A 22,470-nucleotide genomic window follows, 5' to 3' on the forward strand; every position below is an offset into this window, starting at 1 on the left:
GGGGCTCCGGGCCGAAATGCATGCTCAGGTTGCGGATGCACGTGAGCCGTCGAGGTCCGGGGAAGGCGGCCCCGGGTCAGCCGCCGGTCGAGCTGCGCACGATCAGCTCGGGCGGGAACACGGTCTGGCGGGGGATGCTCTCGGGGTCGGCCGCCTCTTCGAGCACGATCCGCAGCGCCGTGCGACCGATCATGCGGCTGGGCTGACGGATGGATGACAACGGCACCGCGGCGGCGGCCGCGAACGGATTGTCGTCGAAGCCGATCAGCGCGATCTCGTCGGGGACGAGCAGGCGTCCGCCCGACACGAGCGACTGCAGCAGGCCGAGGGCGAGCAGATCGTTGGCGGCGAAGAGCGCGTCGGGCCACTCGCGCCGAGGGCGGGTGAGCAGGCGCGCTCCGGCGGCGACGCCCTCTTCGACCGTCATCGCCGCCGTCGGCACGACCTCGAGCTCGACGTGCACCGCCGCGTTCTCGGCCGCCGCGCGAGCGCCCGCGAGACGGTCGGTGACCTGACGCATGTCGAAGGGGCCGCCGACGAAGGCGATCCGCCGCCGACCGCCCTCGATGAGGTGCTCGACCGCCAGCCGCCCACCCGCGACGCTGTCGACCGACACCGACGAGAACCCGCTGTCGGCGCTGAATCGGTCGACGAGAACCGTCGCGATCCCGCTCGCTCGGAACTTGCGCAGCTGCGTCATGACGTCGCCGTAGGGGGCGATGAGCAGGCCGCGCACCTGCTGCTCGCGAAACAGGTCGAGATAGACCTTCTCGCGGGACGGGTCGTCGTCGGTGTTGCCGTACAGGATCGCGATGCCGTGGCTGGACGCCTCGTCTTCGGCACCGCGCACGACATCGTTGTAGAAGGGGTTCTGGCCGTCGAGCACGACGAATCCGACGGTCGTGCTCACGCCCGCTCTGAGCTTGCGGGCGGCGTCGTTTCGCACGTAGCCGAGCTCTTCGATCGCCTGCGTCACTCGCTCGACCGACTCGCTGGAGACCTCGTCCGGTCGGTTCAGGACGTTCGAGACGGTGCCGACGGAGACGCCAGCGCGAACGGCGACATCGCGGATGCTGACCGGCATTCGGCAGTCCTCTCGTCGTCGGGCGGATCACGCTTCGGCATCGGGGGTTGACCTGAGACCGGCATCACATACACTAGCCTGAAACGAGCTTGAATCGATTCAGGTAAAGTTCATTCCGATCATCATCCCCCTCAACGGAGAGGAAAGCCAGTGGTAGACGCAGCCTCCGCCCGCAGCGCTCCCCCCACCGCGCTCGAGCTGCATCGGGTGGTGAAGTCCTTCGGCCCCGTCGTCGCACTCCGCTCCGGCAGCCTGACGCTCCGCCCCGGCTCGATCCACGCCCTCATCGGCGAGAACGGCGCGGGCAAGTCCACGCTCGTGAAGATCATGGCCGGTCTGTACCGCCGCGACTCGGGCGACTTCCGTCTGCACGGCGACGATGTCGATTTCACCAGCACCGCCCAGTCGAAGGCCGCGGGCATCGCGGTCATCTACCAGGAGCCGACGCTGTTCCCCGATCTCTCGGTCACCGAGAACATCTTCATGGGACGTCAGCCCACCGGCTTCCTCGGCCGCATCGACCGCAAGGCCATGCGCACCGAAGTCGACCGGATCTTCCGCCGCCTGGGCGTGACGCTCGACCCCGACCGCATCACCGAGGGTCTGTCGATCGCCGACCAGCAGATCATCGAGATCGCCAAGGCCATCTCCCTCGACGCGAGCGTGCTGATCATGGACGAGCCGACGGCCGCACTCAGCGGCGTCGAGGTCGACCGACTCTTCGCGGTCGCGCGGAGCCTCCGCGACGAGGGACGCGCGATCCTCTTCATCTCGCATCGCTTCGACGAGGTGTTCGACCTGTGCGACACCGTCACCGTCATGCGTGACGGGGCATACATCGACACCACTCCCATCGCCGAGACCACGGTCGACGAACTGGTGCGCCAGATGGTCGGCCGCGACGTCACCGAGCTGTTCCCCAAGCAGGAGGCCGCCATCGGCGAGCCGCTGCTCGAGGTCACAGCGCTCACCCGTCCCGGCGTCTTCCATGACATCTCGTTCACGGTGCGCGCGGGCGAGATCGTCGCACTGGCAGGTCTCGTCGGCGCCGGTCGCTCGGAGGTCGCCCGCGCGATCTTCGGCGTCGATCCCTACGACGAGGGAGAGGTGCGGATGCTCGGCGCGGGCGTCGCCCGCCGCAACCCGACCGCCGCGATGCGCAGCGGACTCGCGCTCGTTCCCGAGGACCGCCGCAAGCAGGGCCTCGTGATCGACGCGAGCGTCGGAGGCAACATCACGCTCGCCATCCGCCGGCGCCTCTCGAAGTGGGGACTCATCACGAGCGGCATCGAGAACCGTGCGGCGAAGGAGTGGGCGTCGCGCCTCGAGGTGAAGACGCACGCGCTCGACACCGTGGCGTCCACGCTCTCGGGCGGCAATCAGCAGAAGGTCGTGCTGGCCAAGTGGCTGGCCACCGACCCGCGCGTCCTCATCATCGACGAGCCGACCCGGGGCATCGACGTGGGCACCAAGTCCGAGGTGCACCGACTGCTGTCGCAGCTCGCCGGCGAGGGCATGGGCATCCTGATGATCTCGTCCGAGCTGCCCGAGGTGCTCGGCATGGCGGATCGCGTGCTCGTGATGCGCGAAGGACGCATCACCGCCGAGATCTCCCGCGACGACGCCACCAGCGAGAACGTCATGTTCGCCGCCACCCACTCATCGGAGCTGCACTCATGAGCACCACCACCGCACCCGCGGCCGCCGCTCCGGCGATCGCGAAGAAGCCCGGCGGCATCGGCCGTGCACGCGAGTTCGGCATCCTCGCCGCGCTCGTGCTCGTCGTGATCGCCGCGACCGTCAAGAACCCGGCGTTCCTCTTCAGCTCCGACGGCTGGCGCGATCTGCTGCTCACGCCGTCGATCCTCATGCTCGTCGCGGTGGGCCAGGCGATCGTCATCATCACGCGCAACGTCGATCTGTCGGTGGGCTCGGTGATGGGCCTCACGGCCTACCTGACCGGACGCCTCTTCGTCGACGTCCCCGGCATCCCGATCGTGGTCGTCGTGATCGCGGCCGTCCTGCTCGGTGCCTTCCTCGGCCTGGTCAACGGCGCATTGGTCGCCTTCGCGAAGGTGCCGGCCATGGTGATCACGCTCGGCACGCTCTATGCCTACCGCGGCATCAACGTGCTGTGGACCGGCAGCGATCGCATCAACGCCTCCGACATGCCCAAGGACTTCCTCGCACTCGGCACGCAGCAGATCCTGTTCATCCCTGTGCTGACGATCATCGCGGTGATCGTGCTCGCGCTCGCGGCCTGGTATCTGCGCAACATCCGGGGCGGACGCGAGTACTACGCGATCGGCTCCGACCCCTCGGCGGCCGAGCTCTACGGCCTCAAGGTCACCCGTCGGGTGCTCTCCGCGTTCGTCCTCTCGGGTGCACTCGCAGGTCTCGCCGGCGTCTTCTACGCCGCGCGATACGGATCCATCAGCTCGCAGGCGGGAAGCGGCTGGGAGCTGGATGCCGTCGGCGCAGCCGTCATCGGTGGCATCGCGATCACCGGCGGTGTCGGCACGGTCTGGGGCGCGGCCATCGGCGCGATGCTCCTGATGACCATCAACCGCGCGCTGCCGATTCTCGGCATCCCGGACTTCTGGCAGCGTGCCGTGGTCGGTGTGCTCATCATCGGGGCCATCGTGCTCGACCGGGTGCTCGCGGTCAGACAGAGACGCCAGCTCATCGAGGCGAGGGACGAATCATGACCACGACAACGACGACGACGTCGACCCGCGTCATCCGCGACTACGACCGTCCGCTGTGGCGGCGCATCTTCATCAACCGCGAGTTCGCGATCATCGCGCTCCTCGTGCTGGTGACGATCGTGGCGGCCGTCACGATCCGCGGCTTCGCCCAGCCGATCACCGCGAACTACCTCCTGCTCGACGTCGCACCGATCCTGCTCATCGCGCTGCCCATGACGCTCGTCATGATCACGGGCGAGATCGACCTGTCGGTGGGATCCATGGTGGGGCTCGCCAGCGTCGTCACCGGAGTCCTCACCGAGTCGGGTGCTCCCTTCGAGGTCGCCGCCCTTGCGGCCCTCCTCGTCGGCGTCGTCGGCGGAGCCTTCAACGGGTTCCTCGTCACGATCGTCGGGCTGCCGTCGCTCGCCGTCACGATCGGCACACTCGCACTCTTCCGCGGGCTTGCGGTCGGCCTGCTCGGCACCACGGCCGTCACGGACTTCCCCGAGACATGGACGGCGCTCGCGAAGGCGAAGATCGCCGGGACGACCATTCCGTACATCGTCATCCCGTTCCTGATCCTGCTGGTGCTGTTCGCCGTGCTGCTGCACTTCACGCCCTTCGGCCGTGGTGTCTTCGCGATCGGTCTGTCGAAGGACGCCGCGCGGTTCTCGGGCGTCGACGTCGAACGGACGAAGTTCATCCTGTTCGTGCTCTCGGGCGTGGTCGCCGCCTTCGCAGGCATCTTCTACACGCTGCGGTTCGGCAGCGCCCGAGGCGACAACGCCACCGGGCTCGAACTGCAGGTCATCGCGGCCGTGGTGCTCGGCGGAGTGTCGGTGTTCGGCGGGCGGGGACACCTGCACGGCGTCGTCGCCGCCGTTCTCCTGATCGGGGTGCTGGGCAGCAGCCTGCGCCTCGCCGGAGTCACGTCCGACGTCATCAACATCATCACCGGCGGGCTGCTGATCTTCTCGGTCGTCGCAGCGAGCGTCCTCGCCTGGGCGCAGCGCGTCCGCGCGAAGGCCGGTCCGCCACTGCGCGTAGCAGCCTCTCCCGCACCATGAGGCAGCCTCTCATCGCCGGCACCCGCCAGCGGTGATCATCACGAAAGGAAGAACAATGACGTTTGCACGTAAGAAGATCGCGGGGTTCGCGGCGGTCGCCGTGGCCGCAGCGCTCGTGCTGAGCGGCTGCGCCGACACCAGCGGCGGATCCGGAGGCTCGGGTTCAGAGGGTGAAGGCGGATCCGACAACCTCGCGATCACGTTCCTGCCCAAGAACCTCGGCAACCCGTACTTCGACACCTCGAGCGAGGGCGGCAAGACCGCCGTCGACGAGTTCGGCGGCACGTTCGCCGAGGTCGGCCCGGCCGAGGCCACCCCCGACGCCCAGGTCAGCTACATCAACACCGCGACGCAGCAGGCCGTGGGCGCGCTCGTCGTCTCGGCGAACGACCCGAAGGCGATCTGCGACGCGCTGAACGAGGCCCGTGACGCCGGCGTCAAGGTCGTCACCTTCGACTCCGACACGAACCCCGAGTGCCGCGACCTGTTCATCAACCAGGCCGACTCCGAGGGCATCGCCAAGGTGCAGGTCGACCTGATCGCCGACCAGATCGGCGGAGCCGGCGAGGTCGCGATCCTGTCGGCATCCGCCAACGCGACCAACCAGAACGCCTGGATCGACCTGATGAAGGAGTACGTCGCCAGCGAGTACCCCGACATCACGATCGTCGAGACCGTCTACGGTGACGACGACGACCAGACGTCGTTCGACAAGACCGCTGCGCTGCTGCAGAGCCACCCGAACCTGAAGGGCATCATCTCGCCCACCACGGTCGGCATCGCGGCTGCGGCGCGGTACGTGTCCACCTCGGACTACAAGGGCAAGGTCGCCATCACCGGTCTCGGCACGCCGAACCAGATGCGCGAGTACGTCGAAGACGGCACCGTCACCGGGTTCGCGCTGTGGAACCCTGCCGACCTCGGCTACCTGGCCGCGTTCGCCTCCAAGGCGCTGATCGAGGGTGAGATCACCGGCGAAGAGGGCGACACCTTCGAGGCCGGAGACCTCGGCGAGTACACGGTCGGCGCCGACGGCGTCGTTCTTCTCGGCGACCCGTTCGAGTTCAACGCAGACAACATCGGCGAGTTCGACTTCTGAGTCGAGTTCGTGAGGGGCGTCGGGCTTCGGCCTCGGCGCCCCTTTCCGTGTGCGCCGCGGTGTGCGTTCTCCGGCGCCTGACAGGGCGGGCATCCGCAGCCGCACAGGGATTCACACCGGCATCCATCGGGGATACGGGCGGTCGGATGAGGGGCTGCGACGGGCGTGAGGGAGTCAGCGCGGGTCGAAGCGCTCCGGTTCGTGCGTCGCGGCGACGAGGGCGCGCAGCTCCTCGAGGGATGCCGGGGCGGCGCCGAGAGCCCGTGCCTGCACGAGCACGTTGCCGAGAGCTGTGGCCTCGACGGGGCCGGCGAGCACGGGAAGGCCGGTGCGATCCGCGGTGGCCTGGCACAGCAGACGGTTCAGCGAGCCGCCTCCCACGAGGTGGATGCTGTCGAGTGCGCGCCCTGACAGATCGGCTGCCGTCTGCACGGCATCCGCGAAGGCGGTCGCGATCGACTCGACGATCGATCGGGCGAAGGCGGGTCGCGTCGTCGGAGCCTCGGGCCCGAGCAGTGTCGCGATGCGCGCGGGCATGTCTCCCGGTGCGCTGAGCGACGCGTCGTTCGCGTCGAAGAGGGGCACGTCGTCCGTCACGGCGGAGGCCGCGGCCAGCAGCTCGGGCAGGTCGATCCGCGAGCCGTCCTCCGCCTCCCACGCGCGCACGGTCTCGCTCAGCAGCCAGAGCCCCGTCACGTTGTGCAGGAAGCGGTAGCGACGGTCGACGCCGAGCTCGTGCGTGAAGTTCGCCTCGCGCGCGGCATCCGTCAGCACCGGCTCGGTCAGCTCGATGCCGACCAGCCCCCAGGTGCCGCACGAGATGTAGGCGGAGTGCGGGGTCGACAGGGGAGCGGCGACGACGGCGGATGCTGTGTCGTGCGACCCGACCGCGATCACCGGCAGCTTCTTGCCGATGCGCTCGACCAGGTCCGCGCGGAGTGTGCCGATCGTCTCGCCCGGATCGACGAGCGTCGGCAGGATGTGCGTCGGGATGCCGATGCGCTCGGCGAGCTCGGCGTCCCACTCGCCCGACTCGACGCCGAGGAGCCCGGTGGTCGAGGCGTTCGTCCGCTCGGCCACCGCTGTTCCGGTGAGCAGGAACGCGATGAGGTCGGGAATGAGCAACGCGGTGTCGGCGTCGGCGAGGCGGGCATCGACGCGGTACTGGTACAGCGTGTTGAACGGCAGGAACTGCAGTCCGTTGCGGCCGTAGAGCTCGGCGAAGGGCGCGACCGTGTGCACCTCGTCGACGCCGCGCGCCGTGCGCGCGTCGCGGTAGTGGAACGGCTCGGCGAGGAGTTCGCCGTCTCGCAGCAGGCCGTAGTCGACGGCCCACGAGTCGATGCCGACGCTCTCGATCGCCGGTTCGCGCCGTACCGCCTCGGCGAGCCCTGCGACGACGTGCTCGTAGAGAGCGCCGAAGTCCCAGTGCAGACCGTCTTCGCGCTCGACGGGCCCGTTCGGGAACCGCGAGACGAGTTCGAGGTCGAGCCGGCCGTCGCCGATCCGGCCGATCATGACGCGACCGCTGGTCGCTCCGAGGTCGACGGCGGCGACGGACCGCACCGTCATCGCAGGAACGCCGCAGCGACGCCGGAGTCGACCGGGATGTGGAGACCGGTCGTGCGGCTCAGCTCGGGACCCGTCAGCACGTAGACGGCATCCGCCACGTTCTCGGGAACGACCTCGCGCTTGAGGATCGTGCGGTTGGCGTAGAACTGGCCGAGGTCCTCTTCGGCGACACCGTAGGTCGCGGCACGGTTCGCGCCCCAGCCGGAGGCGAAGATACCCGAGCCGCGCACGACACCGTCGGGGTTGATGCCGTTGACGCGGATGCCGAACTCGCCGAGCTCGACGGCCAGCAGCCGCACCTGGTGGGCCTGGTCGGCCTTGGTCGCCGAGTAGGCGATGTTGTTGGGGCCGGCGAAGACGGAGTTCTTCGACGAGATGTAGATGATGTCGCCGCCGAGCTTCTGGTCGATTAGCACGCGGGCCGCGGCCTTCGACACGAGGAACGAGCCCTTCGCCATGACATCGTGCTGCAGATCCCAGTCCTTCTCGGTGGTCTCGAGCAGCGGCTTCGACAGCGAGAGACCGGCGTTGTTGACGACGAGGTCGACGCCGCCGAACGCGAGCACGGCGTCGTTCAGCGCCGCCTGGATGGCATCCGCATCGGCGACGTTCGCCGCGACGCCGATCGCGACGTCGGTGCTGCCCAGCTCGGCGGCGGCCGCCTGTGCCTTCTCGAGGTCGAGGTCGGCGATGACGACGCAGGCGCCCTCTGCGGCGAGGCGGGTGGCGATGGCCTTGCCGATGCCGCTGGCGGCTCCGGTGACGAAGGCGATGCGTCCCTGGTGCGACTTCGGCTTCGGCATGCGCTGCAGCTTGGCCTCTTCGAGCGCCCAGTACTCGATGTCGAACTTCTCGGCGTCAGAGATGGGCGAGTAGGTCGACAGTGCCTCGGCGCCGCGCATGACGTTGATCGCGTTGACGTAGAACTCACCGGCGACGCGGGCGGTCTGCTTGTTGGCGCCGTAGGAGAACATTCCGATGCCGGGCACGAGCACGATGAGCGGGTCGGCGCCGCGGATCGCGGGCGACTCGGCGGTCGCGTGCGCGTCGTAGTAGGCCTGGTAGTCGGCGCGGTACTCGGTGTGCAGTTCGTGCAGGCGGGCGATCTGCTCATCGGCGGATGCCGTGACCGGCAGGTCGAGGATCAGCGGCTTGACCTTGGTGCGCAGGAAGTGGTCGGGGCAGCTGGTGCCGAGAGCCGCGAGTTCAGGGGCGCGCTCGGAGGCGAGGAAGTCGAGGACGACGTCGGAGTCGGTGAAGTGGCCGACCATCGGCTTGTCGGTCGACGCGATCCCGCGAATCGTGCCGGCGAGGGCCGCAGCGCGCTCACGCCGCTCGGCCTCGGGGAGTGCCTCGAAGCCGGCGCGGACGCCGCCGAACGGGTCGGCCTTGCCGTTGGCCTCGATGTAGGCGGCCGCGGTGTCGATGATCCAGAGGGAGTTGGCTTCGGCCTCCTCCGACGTGTCGCCCCAGGCGGTGATGCCGTGGCCGCCGAGGATCGTGCCGATGGCCTGCGGGTTCTTCGCCTTGATGGCGGCGATGTCGAGTCCGAGCTGGAATCCGGGGCGACGCCACGGAACCCACACGACCTTGTCGCCGAAGATCTTCGCCGTCAGCTCTTCCCCGTCGGCCGCGGTGGCGATCGCGATGCCCGAGTCGGGGTGCAGGTGGTCGACGTGCGCGGCGTCGACGAGCCCGTGCATCGCGGTGTCGATCGACGGAGCTGCACCGCCCTTGCCGTGCAGGCAGTAGTCGAACGCGGCGACCATCTCGTCCTCACGGTCGAGGCCCGGGTAGACGTCGACGAGTGCGCGCATGCGGTCGAGGCGCAGCACGGCGAGACCCTGCTCTGTGAGCGTGCCGAGGTCTCCACCCGAACCCTTGACCCACATCAGCTCGACGGGCTGACCCGTGACGGGGTCGGTCTCGGTGCCCTTCGCCGACGTGTTGCCACCGGCGTAGTTGGTGTTCTTCGGGTCGGCGCCCAGGCGGTTCGACCGCTCGATGAGGGCGGCGGCGGTGGGGTTGGTCATGGCTGTTCCCTGTTCTGTGGAGACGTGGCGAGGATGCGGGCGGCGAAGCGGTCGATCGATGCTGTCGCTGCCGCGAGTTCGGGCTGATTGAGGTGGCCGTGGCGGGTGCCCGGCTCGGTCGAGATGTCGATCTCGACGCCCGCGTCGCGCAGCAGGGCGCCGAACGCCTCGCCGGAGACACGGAGCTCGTCGACCTCGCCGTTGATCATGATCGTGGCGGGGAAATGCGAGAGCTGGGCGGGGGACGCGGTGCCGGGCACGGCGTAGACGTCGCCACCGTCGACCGGCCCGCCGAGGTAGTTCTCGTACATGCCGCGCACCGGGTCGGGGCCGAACACGTCGGCATCGGGGTCCGCGTCGAGAGTGGCGCGCAGCGCAGCATCCGGGGCTGCCTGCACGGCGTGGAGCGTCGGATAGGCGAGCACCGCGAGCGCAGGGAAGGGCCCGGGACCGTGACTGAGGCGCAGTGCCGCGCCGGTCGCGAGGTTGCCGCCGGCGCTCGCTCCGCCGATCGACCACGGCCCCTCGGTGAGGCCGGAGTCGACCGCCCAGCGGAATGCGGCCTCGACCTCCTCGGAGGCGACCGGGTAGTGCACGCCCTCTCGCTCGGGTGCCCCGGCTGCCGCAGCCCAGGTGCGAGGGAAGGGAGCCAGCGCGTAGTCGACCGACACCACGGCGATGCCGCGCTCGGCGAAGCTCTGCGCGACCCAGTCGGCCTCCGGCATGTCGATCTCACCGGCGGCGAACCCTCCGCCGTGCACCCAGACGAGTCCGGGGCCGACGGGAGAGGTCGGGGTGTACACCCGCACGCGCAGCGGTCCGTGCGGTCCGTCGAGCACCTGCTCGTTCACGGTGTCATCCGTTCTGTCGGGGGGCGTCGGGATGCGGGGATCGGCTCCCGCATCCCGACGGGTCGGGGTGCGGGCTCAGGCGCCCCAGCCGGCCTGCACGCCACCGACGCGGTCGGCGGCGATCTTCTGCTGGTAGCCCGACTCGGCGTAGGCCGCCATCGGGTCGGCTGCGAGGCCGCGCGACTCTCGCCATTCGGAGAGCGCGGGGCGCACGTCGGTGTAGAACGCGTCCATGAAGACGGCGTTGGCGGCGAGCACGTCGCCGGACTTCTGCGCCGCGGTCAGGGCGTCGCGGTCGACGATCAGCGCACGCGCCGTCATCTCCTGCACGTTGAGCACCGAGCGGATCTGACCGGGGATCTTGTCCTCGACGTTGTGGCACTGGTCGAGCATGAACGCCACATCGGGGTTGTTCAGGCCGCCGCCGCGCACGACCTCGAACAGGATGCGGAACAGTTGGAAGGGATCGGCCGCGCCCACGATGAGATCGTCGTCGGCGTAGAAGCGCGAGTTGAAGTCGAACGACCCGAGCTTGCCGAGGCGCAGCAGCTGCATGACGATGAACTCGATGTTGGTGCCGGGTGCGTGGTGGCCCGTGTCGAGGCACACCATGGCCTTGTCGCCGAGGGACGAGACCTGGGCGTAGGACGTGCCCCAGTCGGGAACATCGGTGTGGTAGAACGCCGGCTCGAAGAACTTGTACTCGAGCACGAGGCGCTGGTCGTCGCCGAGGCGTGCGTAGATCTGCTGCAGCGACTCCTGCAGGCGGTCCTGACGGCCGCGCAGGTCGGCCTGCCCCGGGTAGTTCGAGCCCTCGGCGAGCCAGATCTTCAGGTCGCGGCTGCCCGTGGCATCCATCACGTCGATGCAGGCGAGGTGGTGGTCGATCGCCTTCTGGCGGATCGACGGGTCTTCGTGGGTCAGCGCGCCGAACTTGTAGTCGTCGTCCTGGAACGTGTTGGAGTTGATGGTGCCCAGGGTCACGCCGAGGTCCTCGGCGTGCTTGCGCAGGTCGGAGAACGAGTCGACCAGGTCCCACGGGATGTGCAGGGCGACCGAGGGTGCGAGCGCCGTGTACTTGTTCACCTGCGCGGCATCCGCGATCTTCTCCCGCGGGTCGCGGGGCGTGCCGGGCGTGCCGAACACCTTGAAGCGCGTGCCGGAGTTGCCGAACGCCCAGCTGGGGAGTTCGATGCCCTGCTGTTCGAGGGCGGCGAGGTTGTCGGACGAGAGGATGCTCATGAGGCGCTGCCTTCGGTGTCGGTGCGGTTGTCGATGTCTGATGCGGGGGAGTCGCCGGCGTCGGCGAGCTGGTCTTCGAGGTGGAACACCTCGGCGAGTGCGGTGGCGGCCTGGTCGGGGCGTCCGTCGAGACCGATGAAGAATCGGCTCATCTCGGACTCCCAGCGCGCGGCGACGGGGGAGGCGGCGAGATACGCCTGGGCGGCGGCATCGTCGTCGGTCTCGTAGTAGCCGACGAGCGTGCCGCCCTCGGCAAGGAACAGCGAGTAGTTACGGCGGCCGGCGGCCGCGATCTCGGCCAGCATCTCGGGCCGGACCGGCGAGTGACGGGCGAGGTATTCGTCGAGCAGTTCAGGACGCACCTGCAACTGGAACGCGACGCGGGTCATGTTGGTTCTCTCTTCATCGAGCGGGTTTTGAATCGTTTCATTCAATGTCTCAACCCTAGACACGGGCGGGCGACGTGTCAAGCGAGCGTCGGCGGTCACACCGCGGTGATGACCGCGTTGTCGAGCTGATCGGCGTCCACGCCCGGGCGCACGGCCGCGTTCGTGAGCAGCACCCAGCAGACGCCCGCCGTCGGGTGCACCCAGAACTCCGTGCCCGCCCACCCGCCGTGGCCGAAGACGTCACGGTCCACCAGCCCCGGCGCTCGTGAGCGCAGGTTGAACGTGAAGCCCCAGTCCTGACCGCGCTCAGAGGGGTACGGGTCGAGGCGGGGGATCGCGCCGGTCAGCGGGCGGAGCATCATGGCCAGTCCCGCCGGAGACAGGATGCCGTCTTTCGCGCCCTGGCCGATGCGCAGCAGCTCGGCGCCGAGGTGCAGGAGATCCTCGGCTCTGCCCAGGAGTCCTGCGCCGGGAGCACGCGTGGCGTGGAACCGGTCGAGGTCGAGTCCGCCGGCCGCGGCATCCGGAACCCCGAGGGACTTGCTCGGGTCGAGGGTCAGGCCGATCGCGCCGATGCGATGCGCCCAGTCGAATGTGCCGGCATCCCAGGTTGAACCGGTCGCGTGCTCGATCAGCGCCGCGATCCCCTCGAAGGCCAGGGTGGAATACCGCGACGCGGTGCCGGCGGCGAAGTCCCGCCCCTGGCTGAGCAGCTCGTCGCGCAGCGGAAGCGCGGTGTCGAGAGCCGGCTCGGAGATCCCCGAGGTGTGGGATGCCAGGTGCCACAGCCGCACGATGTCGTCACGAGAGGTGCCGAACTGCGGCAGGGCGTCGGCGAGCGGAGTGTTCGGGGTGAGCAGACCCCTCTCGATGGCGCGCGTCGCCGTGATGCCGGTGAGCACCTTCGTGATCGAGAACAGCGGATACACGGCATCCGTCGCGGCCCCGAAGCCCTCGAGGTCGACGATCCCGTCGGCGGTGGCCATGCCGAGCACGGCTGTCGGCAGGCGCTCCGCCTGCACGTGACCACGTGCCCAGTCGAATGCTGCGTCGAAGGTCATGGCTGCTCCTGCTGATTCGGATGGTCCCGCTTCCCAGACGGGTGCGGTGACTCTACGATAGGACCATGGCACAGAAAGCGCTTTCCCATCCGGCCGCGCTCATCGACGGTGATCACCCGACCCGCTCCGTGCTGCGCCTCGTCGCCCGCCGTCCCTGGCGACTGACCTTCGCGATCACGGCCTTCGCGATCAAGGAGATCCCGCTCTGGTTCCTGCCGGTGATCACCGCCGCGATCATCGACGTCGTGGCGAGCGACGGCGATGTCACCGAGGTGCTGTGGTGGTTCGCGCTGGCCGCCGTGCTGCTGCTGCAGAACTACCCGAACCACATCATCTACACCCGCAACTTCATGACCGTGGTGCGAGACCTCGGTGCCGATCTCCGCAACGCCCTCACCGCGCGACTGCAGAGCCTCTCGATCGGGTACCACACGAGGATGAGCTCCTCGATCGTGCAGACGAAGGTGGTGCGCGACGTCGAGAACGTCGAGCTCATGCTGCAGCAGGTCACGCATCCGCTCCTGTCGTCGACCATGGTGATGCTCGGCGCACTCAGCATGACGGCGGTCACCGTGCCGCAGTTCCTTCCCGTGTACGCCCTCGCCGTGCCGATCGCGATCGGCATCCGCTACGGCATGCGCAATCGATCGCAGCGTCGCAACGAGGTCTTCCGGCGCGAGATCGAGACGCTGTCGGCCCGCGTCGGCGAGATGGCGTCGCTGATCCCGGTGACACGCGCTCACGGGCTCGAGGAGACGGCGATCAACCGCGTCGCGGGCGGGGCGGATGGCGTGCGCCGCGCCGGACTCGACCTCGACCTGCTGAACGGCCGGGTGGCCTCGATCTCCTGGGTCGCGATGCAGCTGCTCGGCGTCGCCTGCCTCATGCTCGCCGCCGTGTGCGCGCTCACCGGCTTCCTCCCGATCACGCCGGGCGAGGTCGTGATGCTCTCGAGCTACTTCACGCTGCTGACCGGCGGGCTCACCCAGCTGCTCATGCTCATTCCCGTCGGCGCCCGCGGGCTCGAGTCGGTGCGCTCGATCGCCGAGGTGCTGCAAGAGCCCGACATCGAGCAGAACTCCGGCAAGCGCGTCGTCTCGGCGGTCGCCGGCGAGATCGTGCTCGATTCTGCGACGCATCGCTACGCGGATGCCGACGACGACGCCCTGTTCGAGATCGATCTGCGGATCGCCCCCGGCGAGACGGTCGCCTTCGTAGGATCGTCGGGCTCGGGCAAGTCGACCCTCCTGAACCTCGTGCTCGGATTCGTCCGTCCGACGAGCGGCCGCATCGTGCTCGACGGCGCCGACATGCAGGAGCTCGACCTGCGCACAGTGCGCCGGTCGATCTCGGTCGTGCCGCAGGAGTCGGTGCTGTTCGAGGGATCGGTCTTCGACAACATCGCCTACGGCATGCCCGACGTCACGCCCGATCGCGTCGAACAGGCGCTGCGAGACGCCAACGCGTGGGAGTTCGTGAGCGAGCAGTCGCAGGGGTGGGACACGGTGGTCGGCGAGCGCGGAGCGCGCCTCTCGGGCGGTCAGCGCCAGCGTCTGGCCATCGCCCGCGCGCTCGTCCGCGATCCGCGGATCCTGCTGCTCGACGAGGCGACGAGCGCGCTCGACCCCGAGTCCGAGGGACTCGTCAAAGAGGCCCTCGAACGGCTCATGCGCGGTCGCACGACGCTCGTGGTCGCGCACCGGCTGTCGACGATCCGGCAGGCCGATCGCATCGTCGTGCTCGAGCACGGACGTATCGTCGAACAGGGCTCGCACGACGAGCTGCTCGCCGCCGACGGGCGATACGCCCGCCTGCACCTGGTGCAGAACGGCATCAGATGACCCCGGCTCAGCGTCCTGAGGAGGAACGATGACAACCGAGAAGACCCTTCGCGCGGCCCTGGTCGGCACCGGGGCGGTGGCGAACGCGCACGCCCGCGCGGTCGCCGCGTACCCGCGCGCCGAACTCGTCGCCGTCGCCGACCTCAGCCGGGAGAAGGCGCAGGAGTTCGCCGACCGATACGGCATCGATGCCGCCTACGGCGACCTCGACGAGATGCTCGCCGCCGAGCACCCCGACGTCGTGCTCATCTGCACGCCGCCCGGGCCGCACCGTTCGCAGTCGCTCGCAGCCTTCGCGGCCGGCGCGCATGTGATCGTCGAGAAGCCGCCGGCGCCGTCGCTCGATGAGCTCGACGAGATGCGCGCGGGGGCCGAGGCCGCGGGCAGGCAGCTGGCGGTCGTCTTCCAGCAGCGCACCGGCACGGCCGCGGCGCACGTGCGCGGGCTGCTGCAGAGCGGAGCCCTCGGGCGCCCGCTCGTCGCCGTGTGTCAGACGCTCTGGTTCCGTGACGCCGACTACTTCGCGGTGCCGTGGCGCGGCAAGTGGGAGACGGAGGGTGGCGGAACGACCCTGGGCCACGGCATCCACCAGATCGACCTGCTCGCGCACCTGCTGGGCGACTGGTCGTCGGTGCAGGGCAGGCTCTGGCGGCTCGACCGCGAGACCGAGACCGAGGACGTCTCGACCGCGACCATCGTCTTCGGCCAGGGAGTGGTCGCGCAGCTCGTCACCAGTGCCGTGTCGCCGCGAGAGACGAGCTCGATCCGCATCGACACCCAGAAGGCCACGGTCACGGTCGACCACGTCTACGGCCACGGTCATGAGAACTGGCGGATCACCCCGGCGCCCGGCTTCGAGTCGGAGGCCGAGGGATGGGCGTTCCCGGATGGCGAGGAGCGCAGCGACCACGAGCCGCTGCTGCGCGACGTGTTCGACGCTCTGCTGGAGGGAGCACCCCTGCCTCCTACTGCTGATGCACCCGCACGCTCGCTCGAGATCGTGGCGGCCATCTACGCCTCGGCCGCTGCGGACGGCACGGTGATCACCCCCGAGCTGCTGGGCTCGCACCCCACGCACCGGGCCGGCTTCGCGAGCCCGGTCACCGATCTCCGCAGATGAGAGAGCTCTACCGCGACCCCGTCTACGACGGAGCCACCGACCCGCGGGTCGTGGTCGACGCCGACGGGCTGTGGTGGATGTTCTACACCCAGCGTCGGGCGAGCCTCGCCGATGCGGGACCGGGGGTGTCGTGGGTGCACGGCAGCCGGATCGGGGTCGCGACATCGACCGACGGTCTGGACTGGCGCTACGACGGAACGCTCGAGCCCACGGCATCCGATCTCGTCCTCGAGACCGGCCCGCCGCCCGCCGAGGTCGACCGCACCCACTGGGCCCCGGAGGTCTTCTGGGACGGTGCGCGCTGGCGGATGCATCTCACCGAGATCGACGGCATCCCCGACCGCTGGCCGGGGTTCGCTCGCGCCATCGTCGAGTACGCCTCCGACGACCTGAGGCACTGGTCGAGATGCGGCCCGCTCGTGCTGAGCAGCGATCGTGTGATCGATGCGGCCGTCGCGCGCACGCCCGACGGACTGTGGCGCCTCTGGTACAAGGATGAGGCGGCGGACTCGGTGACCATGGTCGCGTCATCGCCCGACCTCGCGGACTGGTCCCTCGACGGCGTCGCTGTCGGAGGGCGGCCGCACGAGGGGCCGACGGTGTTCGAGCTCGGCGGTCTCTGGTGGCTGATCGTGGACGAGTGGCGGGGGATGGGCGTCTATCGTTCCGACGACGGCACGCGCTGGACGCGTCAGGGTGATGCGGATGCCGTCATCCTCGCTGATCTGCCGACCGGAGGGCACGGCAGTCACGGCGCGCAGGTGCGCGTCGGCGACGACCTGTGGTTCTACTTCTTCGCCGCCGCGGAGGGGGCTCCGGCCCACTCTGCGACGGGCGAGCAGAGGCGATCCGCCGTCCGTCGCGTGGGGCTCGAGGTCGAGGGCGGGAAGCTGATCGTGAGAGGATCGAAGACCCCGCGGTAATCGATGTAATCCCCGCCGCGAATTGCCGGTTGCGAAACGTTTCAATCTGGATTAGCGTGCAGGTAAGCGTTTTCCCCGCACGATGGAGATCGCATCCCGCACCACATGGACACAGGCGTTCCGCGGCCCTGCCGAACGAGGACGTTCATCAGAGAGGACAACGATGTTCAGCAAGAAGCGTCTGGCGGCCGCAGCGGCCGTCGCCACCAGCGCAGCGCTGGTACTCGCCGGCTGCGCCGGCGGAGGCAGCCCCGAGGGCGAGCCCACGTACGACCCCGACGAGAAGGTCACCCTCGACCTGGCGTTCTGGGGCAACGACGTCCGCGCCGATCTCTACAACCAGGCGATCGAGGCGTTCAACGAGGAGTACCCGAACATCACGGTGAACGCGACGTTCCTCGGGTTCCCGGAGTTCTGGGAGAAGCGCCAGACCGAGGCCGCCGGCGGCGGACTCCCCGACGTCATGCAGTTCGACTACTCGTACCTGCGTCAGTACTCGGAGAACGGCCTGCTGCTCGACCTCGAGCCCTACCTCGGCTCGGTCATCGACACCGAGCCGCTCTCCGAGAACATCCTCGGCATCGGCGTCGTCGATGACACGACCTACGGCATCACCACCTCGACCAACGCGTGGGGCGTCTTCACCAACCCCCAGCTGCTCGAGACCGCAGGCGTCGAGGAGTTCCCCGGGGGCGACTGGGAGGACTACGACGAGTGGATGGGCGAGATCACCGATGCCGGCGCGGGTGAGTTCTGGGGCGGGTCCGACTGGACGGGGCGCATCCAGAACTTCGAGCTGCAGCTGCGCAGCGAGGGCAAGAACCTGTTCGACGAAGACGGCACGCCCGGCTTCGACGAAGACCGTCTGAAGGAGTTCTGGGAGGCCGGAGACGACATCCGCGACGGAGTCGTCGTTCCGCAGCAGGTCGTCGAGGAGCTCAACCCCCTCACCGCGTTCGACGCCGCGAAGAACGCCAGCGAGCTGACGTGGGACAACTTCGGTGCGGGCTACCTCGCCAACCTCGGCGAGAGCTACACCGAGCTCGGCCTCGTCGCCCCGCCGGTCACGAAGGAGGGCGCGAAGGATCTGTACCTGAAGCCCTCGATGCTGCACACGATCTCGGCCAAGACCGAGCACCCGGAGGCGGCGGCGACGCTCGTCAACTTCCTGGTCAACTCGCCCGAGTCCGGCGAGATCTTCGGCACCAACCGTGGCCTCCCCGCATCCGAGACCGCTCTCGAGGCCGCAGAGCTCGATCCCATGAGCCAGCTCGTCAAGGACTACGAGGAGTCGATCGCCGACCGCCTCGGCGACGCTCCGCCCGTGCCGATCGTCGGCTACGGCACCCTCGAGGAGAAGTTCCGGGTGCTGGGCACCGAGCTGAACTTCGGCACCACGACGGTCGACGAGGCCGTGACGCAGTTCTTCTCCGAGATGGACGTCGTCCTCAACCAGTGATCCCGTCGGTGGGCCGGGTGGCATCCGCCCGGCCCACCGCATCCCATCCACTTCGGAAGGAGCTGTCATGAGCACGACGGCGACCAGGACGATCGTCACGGGCAAGAAGTCCGGGCGAGGGCGGGCGCTGCGCAGCGGCCGCCGCCCCGAGAACGAACTCGCGCGGCCGGGCCAGCGCGCACGTCTGCGGCGTGAGACGGCGACCGGCTATGCGTTCCTCACCCCGTGGCTCATCGGCTTCTTCGGTCTCACCGCCGTGCCGATGATCTACTCCCTGTACCTCTCCTTCACGAAGTACAACATCTTCCAGCCGCCCAAGTGGATCGGGCTGGACAACTACATCCGACTCTTCACGAGCGACCCGAACTTCATCCAGTCGGCGCAGATCACGCTCGTCTACGTCTTCATCGGCACTCCGATCACCCTCGCGGCCGCCCTCGGCGTCGCGATGCTCCTGAACTACCGAGACAAGGGCGCGGGCTTCTTCCGTTCCGCCTTCTACGCGCCGTCCCTCATCGGCGGCTCGGTCTCGGTCGCCATCGTGTGGCGGGCCATGTTCTCCTCCGACGGTCCGGTCGACAGCGGTCTGCAGATCTTCGGCGTGGATCTCGGCGGATGGATCGGCAACCCGAGCCTCGTGCTCCCGATGATGATCCTGCTCGCCGTCTGGCAGTTCGGAGCCACGATGGTGATCTTCCTCGCGGGTCTCAAGCAGATCCCCAAGGAGCTGTACGAGGCCGCAGAGATGGACGGCGCGAACGCCTACCGTCGGTTCCGCGCGGTGACGATCCCGATGCTCTCCCCGGTGATGTTCTTCAACCTGCTGCTCGGTCTCATCGGCGCGTTCCAGGTGTTCGCCTCGGCGTACATCATCTCGAACGGCACCGGCGGCCCCGCCGGCATGACGAACTTCATCACCGTGTACCTGTACAAGCGAGGGTTCTCCGACGGACAGATGGGCTACGCGGCCGCGATCGCGTGGGTCCTGCTCGTCGTCGTCGCGATCATCGCCTTCATCCTCTTCCGCACTCAGAGGTCGTGGGTGCACTACTCGGGAGACGACAAATGAGCACCTCCAATCAGGCGACCACGTCCGGCGCCGCATCCACTCCGGTCTTCGCCGCGCAGCAGACGACGCCCGTCGGTCCGCCCGCCCCGCGTCGCCGCATCAAGCGCAAGACCTGGCAGACCGTCATCTGGTTCATCGGTCTCCTCGTGCTCACCGCGGTGGTGCTCTACCCGCTGCTGTGGCTGTTCCTGTCGACGTTCAAGCCGAACTCCGAGTTCGGTCAGAACCCCGGTCTGCTGCCGCAGGCGCCGACGCTCGACAACTATGGCAAGGTCATGGAGGGCATCGCCGGAGTGCCGATGTGGCGCTTCTTCCTGAACTCGCTGATCCTCGCGGTCTCGGCCGTCGTCGGCACGGTGCTCTCGTCGGCGCTCGCCGCCTACGCCTTCGCACGAGTGCAGTTCAAGGGACTCGGCGTGCTGTTCGCCGCGATGATCGGCACGCTGCTGCTGCCTTTCCACGTCGTGATCATCCCGCAGTACATCATCTTCAACCAGCTCGGATGGGTCGACACCTTCATCCCGCTGATCCTGCCGAAGTTCCTCGCCACCGAGGCGTTCTTCGTCTTCCTTCTCGTGCAGTTCATCCGCCAGATGCCCCGTGACATGGATGAAGCGGCGCGCATCGACGGAGCAGGCCACCTGCGGATCTTCTGGTCGATCATCCTGCCGCTCATCAAGCCCGCCCTGATCACCTGCGCGATCTTCTCGTTCATCTGGGCGTGGAACGACTTCCTCGGCCCGCTGCTCTACCTGACGAGCCCCGAGAACTACCCGCTGCCGATCGCGCTGCGCCTCTACAACGACCAGACCTCGTCGTCCGACTACGGCGCGACGGTCACGGCGTCGTTCGTGGCCCTCGTGCCGGTGCTGCTGTTCTTCGTGGTCTTCCAGCGCTTCCTCGTCGACGGAGTCGCCACGCAGGGACTGAAGGGCTAGTCATGTCGGTCATCAACGCAGAGCGTCGGGCGCACCGGGCGGCGAAGCGCGAGGCGCGGTCGGGCGCCGGCCCGACGGTCGCCGGTGTCGAGCCCGGGGTCAACCCCGGAGCGACCGCCAAGTTCGGTCTGTTCGGCGAGGTGCTCACGGTCGGGCTGCTGATGACGATCATCGCCCTCGGCGTCGTCACGCTGCCGATCGCCCTGGCTGCCGGCATACGTCACCTGCGTCGCTTCGTCGCCGCGGAGGACTCGCGCACGGCCCTGTTCTGGGACGACGTGCGCACCGGCATCCTGCCCTCGCTCCGCGTCGGGGTGCCGGCGGCGCTGATCGCCGCCGTGCTCACGGTCGACGTCGTGCTCGCGGGCTCGGGCGCACTGCCCGGTGGCGAGATCATCGCGGTCATCGGCTGGGCGGGGCTGCTCGCTCTCGCGGTCGCCGTGCTGCTCGCCGCCGGCGCCTGGTCGCCGGCGACCGGGTGGACCGCCGCGGTGCGGGCGGTGCCGGGGATGATCACAGCGGATGCCGCCGGCGCCGCGTACATCGCGGCCGCGGCCGTCTTCACCGGCGTCGTGACCTGGGCGCTCGCGCCCCTGTTCATCGCGGGCATCGGCTGCGCGGCGCTCGCCGTCGTCGCGGTTCCCGGGCGTCGCCGGCGCGGAGTTCACCCCGCGGAATGAGAAGGTAGTCGTGGCGCACGCGCGGACGGACGGAGGCAGGCCATGGCGGTAGGGGTGAAGGACGTGGCGGCTGCGGCCGGCGTCTCGGTCGGCACCGTCTCGAACGTGCTCAATCAGCCCGAGCGCGTGTCCGCCAAGACGGTCGAGCGCGTGCAGCGGGTGATCCAGGAACTCGGCTTCGTGCGCAACGACGCCGCCAGGCAGCTGCGCGCGGGTCGCAGCCGCAGCATCGGACTCGTGGTGCCCGACATCGGCAACCCGTTCTTCGCCGAGGTCGTGCGCGGCGCGGAGGACCGGGCAGCGGATGCCGGCATGACGGTGCTGCTCGGCAACAGCGACGAGCGAGACGAGCGCCAGGTCGCGCACCTCGAGCTCTTCCAGGAGCAGCGGGTCAACGGCGTGCTGCTCACACCCGCCACCGACGACCTCTCGGCCGTGCATCGATTCGCCGCGGGCGGCATGCCGGTGATCCTCGTCGACCGCGAGGTCGAGGAGGGGCTGCTGCCGTCGGTCTCGGTCGATGACGTCGAAGGCGGACGCCTGGCTGCCGATCACCTGCTGGCTTCGGGACGTCGCCGGCTGGCATTCGTCGGAGGACCGCAGTCGGTGCAGCAGGTCGCCGATCGTCTGCGCGGCGTGCAGGCGGCCGTCGCCGCTCACCCCGATGTCACTCTCGAGATCTTCGAGCAGTCCGCGCTCACGGTGCTCCAGGGCAGGGCTGCGGGCGAGGCCATCGCGGCGCGTGGGCCTGAATCGCGCCCGGATGCCGTCTTCGCCGCGAACGACCTGCTCGCCGTCGGGCTGCTGCAGGCGTTCAGCTTCGGCTCCGGCATCCGTGTGCCCCAGGACATCGCCATGGTCGGCTATGACGACATCGACTTCGCCTCGGCGACCGTCGTGCCGCTGAGCTCCGTGCGCCAGCCGGCCAGGCTGCTCGGCTGGACCGGGGTGGATCTGCTGCTGAAGGAGCTCGACGGCGTCGAGCACGACCGTCGCGTGCGGTTCCAGCCCGAACTCGTGGTGCGCGAATCGAGCGCCGGCTGAGGGATCGTCTCGGGTCACGCGCCGTCACCCGTGCCGTGTGCATGACCGGAGCACGGATGCGGGAGCATCCGTCGGGTCTCGTCCTGCAGATGTGCTTTCGTCCTGCAGGCGGCCCGGCCGAGGACCCTGAGCCCCGATTCGTTCCAGCCACGGGAACCCGTTATGATTGCAAGGTGCATCCGCTCTTCACGGTTCGGATGCCTGGAGACGTCGCATAGTCCGGCCGAGTGCACCACCCTGCTAAGGTGGAGTCCCCTCACGGGGACCAGGGGTTCAAATCCCCTCGTCTCCGCAGAAAGAATCCCTGC

19 protein-coding genes and 1 tRNA gene are annotated in these 22,470 nt (G+C 68.9%); 13 read left to right on the forward strand and 7 right to left on the reverse strand.

The window, feature by feature from the left end; all coding sequences use genetic code 11:
* Positions 1 to 76: 76 nt before the first annotated feature.
* The gene (locus ACIPV5_RS05430; protein WP_053098748.1) at positions 77 to 1,084 is read right to left on the reverse strand and encodes a LacI family DNA-binding transcriptional regulator; all 1,008 of its coding nucleotides are present in this window, start codon (positions 1,082 to 1,084) and stop codon (positions 77 to 79) included.
* 150 nt (positions 1,085 to 1,234) lie between these two features.
* Between ACIPV5_RS05430 and ACIPV5_RS05435 the strand changes: the two genes are divergently transcribed.
* The 4 genes from ACIPV5_RS05435 to rhaS are packed head-to-tail and all read left to right on the forward strand — an operon-like array spanning position 1,235 to position 5,940.
* On the forward strand, positions 1,235 to 2,764 hold the full coding sequence (locus ACIPV5_RS05435; protein ID WP_053098749.1) for a sugar ABC transporter ATP-binding protein: 1,530 nt from the start codon (positions 1,235 to 1,237) through the stop codon (positions 2,762 to 2,764).
* Positions 2,761 to 3,792 (forward strand): ABC transporter permease, encoded by a 1,032-nt coding sequence (locus ACIPV5_RS05440; protein WP_053098750.1) that lies wholly within the window; start codon positions 2,761 to 2,763, stop codon positions 3,790 to 3,792. Before ACIPV5_RS05435 ends, ACIPV5_RS05440 begins: the two co-directional genes overlap by 4 nt.
* The gene (locus tag ACIPV5_RS05445) at positions 3,789 to 4,841 is read left to right on the forward strand and encodes an ABC transporter permease (RefSeq protein ID WP_053098751.1); all 1,053 of its coding nucleotides are present in this window, start codon (positions 3,789 to 3,791) and stop codon (positions 4,839 to 4,841) included. Before ACIPV5_RS05440 ends, ACIPV5_RS05445 begins: the two co-directional genes overlap by 4 nt.
* 55 nt (positions 4,842 to 4,896) lie before the next feature.
* Positions 4,897 to 5,940, forward strand: a complete 1,044-nt coding sequence (gene rhaS / locus ACIPV5_RS05450; RefSeq protein WP_400340222.1) for a rhamnose ABC transporter substrate-binding protein — start codon at positions 4,897 to 4,899, stop codon at positions 5,938 to 5,940.
* A 174-nt stretch (positions 5,941 to 6,114) separates the two neighbouring features.
* On the opposite strand, the gene ACIPV5_RS05455 is transcribed toward rhaS, so the two are convergent.
* The 6 genes from ACIPV5_RS05455 to ACIPV5_RS05480 all read right to left on the reverse strand — a co-directional run bounded on the left by ACIPV5_RS05455 (position 6,115) and on the right by ACIPV5_RS05480 (position 13,088).
* Positions 6,115 to 7,512, reverse strand: coding sequence for a rhamnulokinase family protein (locus ACIPV5_RS05455; RefSeq protein WP_400340224.1), 1,398 nt, complete (start codon positions 7,510 to 7,512; stop codon positions 6,115 to 6,117).
* Positions 7,509 to 9,545 carry a bifunctional aldolase/short-chain dehydrogenase gene (locus ACIPV5_RS05460; protein ID WP_400340225.1) on the reverse strand — a complete coding sequence of 679 codons (2,037 nt, stop codon included), beginning with the start codon at positions 9,543 to 9,545 and terminating at the stop codon, positions 7,509 to 7,511. Before ACIPV5_RS05460 ends, ACIPV5_RS05455 begins: the two co-directional genes overlap by 4 nt.
* Positions 9,542 to 10,396, reverse strand: a complete 855-nt coding sequence (locus ACIPV5_RS05465) for an alpha/beta hydrolase (protein WP_400340226.1) — start codon at positions 10,394 to 10,396, stop codon at positions 9,542 to 9,544. The genes ACIPV5_RS05460 and ACIPV5_RS05465 overlap by 4 nt, the downstream gene beginning before the upstream one ends.
* Positions 10,397 to 10,471: 75 nt before the next feature.
* Positions 10,472 to 11,638, reverse strand: coding sequence for an L-rhamnose isomerase (gene rhaI, locus ACIPV5_RS05470; protein WP_400340228.1), 1,167 nt, complete (start codon positions 11,636 to 11,638; stop codon positions 10,472 to 10,474).
* The gene (locus ACIPV5_RS05475) at positions 11,635 to 12,027 is read right to left on the reverse strand and encodes an L-rhamnose mutarotase (RefSeq protein ID WP_053098757.1); all 393 of its coding nucleotides are present in this window, start codon (positions 12,025 to 12,027) and stop codon (positions 11,635 to 11,637) included. Before ACIPV5_RS05475 ends, rhaI begins: the two co-directional genes overlap by 4 nt.
* Positions 12,028 to 12,122: 95 nt before the next feature.
* Positions 12,123 to 13,088: a serine hydrolase domain-containing protein gene (locus ACIPV5_RS05480; RefSeq protein ID WP_285365260.1), complete on the reverse strand. Its 966-nt coding sequence runs from the start codon at positions 13,086 to 13,088 to the stop codon at positions 12,123 to 12,125.
* Positions 13,089 to 13,153: 65 nt separating this feature from the next.
* Here ACIPV5_RS05480 and ACIPV5_RS05485 point away from each other — a divergent pair, with 65 nt between their 5' ends.
* The 9 genes from ACIPV5_RS05485 to ACIPV5_RS05525 all read left to right on the forward strand — a co-directional run bounded on the left by ACIPV5_RS05485 (position 13,154) and on the right by ACIPV5_RS05525 (position 22,454).
* On the forward strand, positions 13,154 to 14,929 hold the full coding sequence (locus tag ACIPV5_RS05485) for an ABC transporter ATP-binding protein (RefSeq protein WP_320490808.1): 1,776 nt from the start codon (positions 13,154 to 13,156) through the stop codon (positions 14,927 to 14,929).
* Positions 14,930 to 14,957: 28 nt separating this feature from the next.
* A complete protein-coding gene (locus ACIPV5_RS05490; RefSeq protein WP_400340231.1) occupies positions 14,958 to 16,049 on the forward strand; it encodes a Gfo/Idh/MocA family protein in 1,092 nt (363 codons plus the stop codon).
* Positions 16,046 to 16,972 carry a hypothetical protein gene (locus ACIPV5_RS05495; protein WP_400340232.1) on the forward strand — a complete coding sequence of 309 codons (927 nt, stop codon included), beginning with the start codon at positions 16,046 to 16,048 and terminating at the stop codon, positions 16,970 to 16,972. The genes ACIPV5_RS05490 and ACIPV5_RS05495 overlap by 4 nt, the downstream gene beginning before the upstream one ends.
* A gap of 163 nt (positions 16,973 to 17,135) precedes the next feature.
* Positions 17,136 to 18,431, forward strand: a complete 1,296-nt coding sequence (locus ACIPV5_RS05500) for an ABC transporter substrate-binding protein (protein ID WP_053098762.1) — start codon at positions 17,136 to 17,138, stop codon at positions 18,429 to 18,431.
* Between the two features lie 67 nt (positions 18,432 to 18,498).
* Complete coding sequence (locus ACIPV5_RS05505) at positions 18,499 to 19,500, forward strand: carbohydrate ABC transporter permease (protein WP_053098763.1); 1,002 nt, start codon at positions 18,499 to 18,501, stop codon at positions 19,498 to 19,500.
* Positions 19,497 to 20,438, forward strand: coding sequence for a carbohydrate ABC transporter permease (locus tag ACIPV5_RS05510; RefSeq protein WP_053098764.1), 942 nt, complete (start codon positions 19,497 to 19,499; stop codon positions 20,436 to 20,438). The genes ACIPV5_RS05505 and ACIPV5_RS05510 overlap by 4 nt, the downstream gene beginning before the upstream one ends.
* Positions 20,439 to 20,440: 2 nt before the next feature.
* Positions 20,441 to 21,118, forward strand: a complete 678-nt coding sequence (locus ACIPV5_RS05515) for a hypothetical protein (protein WP_400340235.1) — start codon at positions 20,441 to 20,443, stop codon at positions 21,116 to 21,118.
* Positions 21,119 to 21,160: 42 nt separating this feature from the next.
* Positions 21,161 to 22,162, forward strand: a complete 1,002-nt coding sequence (locus tag ACIPV5_RS05520) for a LacI family DNA-binding transcriptional regulator (RefSeq protein ID WP_056276845.1) — start codon at positions 21,161 to 21,163, stop codon at positions 22,160 to 22,162.
* Between the two features lie 203 nt (positions 22,163 to 22,365).
* Positions 22,366 to 22,454 (forward strand) — tRNA-Ser (locus tag ACIPV5_RS05525).
* The last annotated feature ends 16 nt before the right edge of the window (positions 22,455 to 22,470 follow it).

This window comes from Microbacterium sp. NPDC090014 (assembly GCF_044748285.1).
GTDB lineage: Bacteria > Actinomycetota > Actinomycetes > Actinomycetales > Microbacteriaceae > Microbacterium.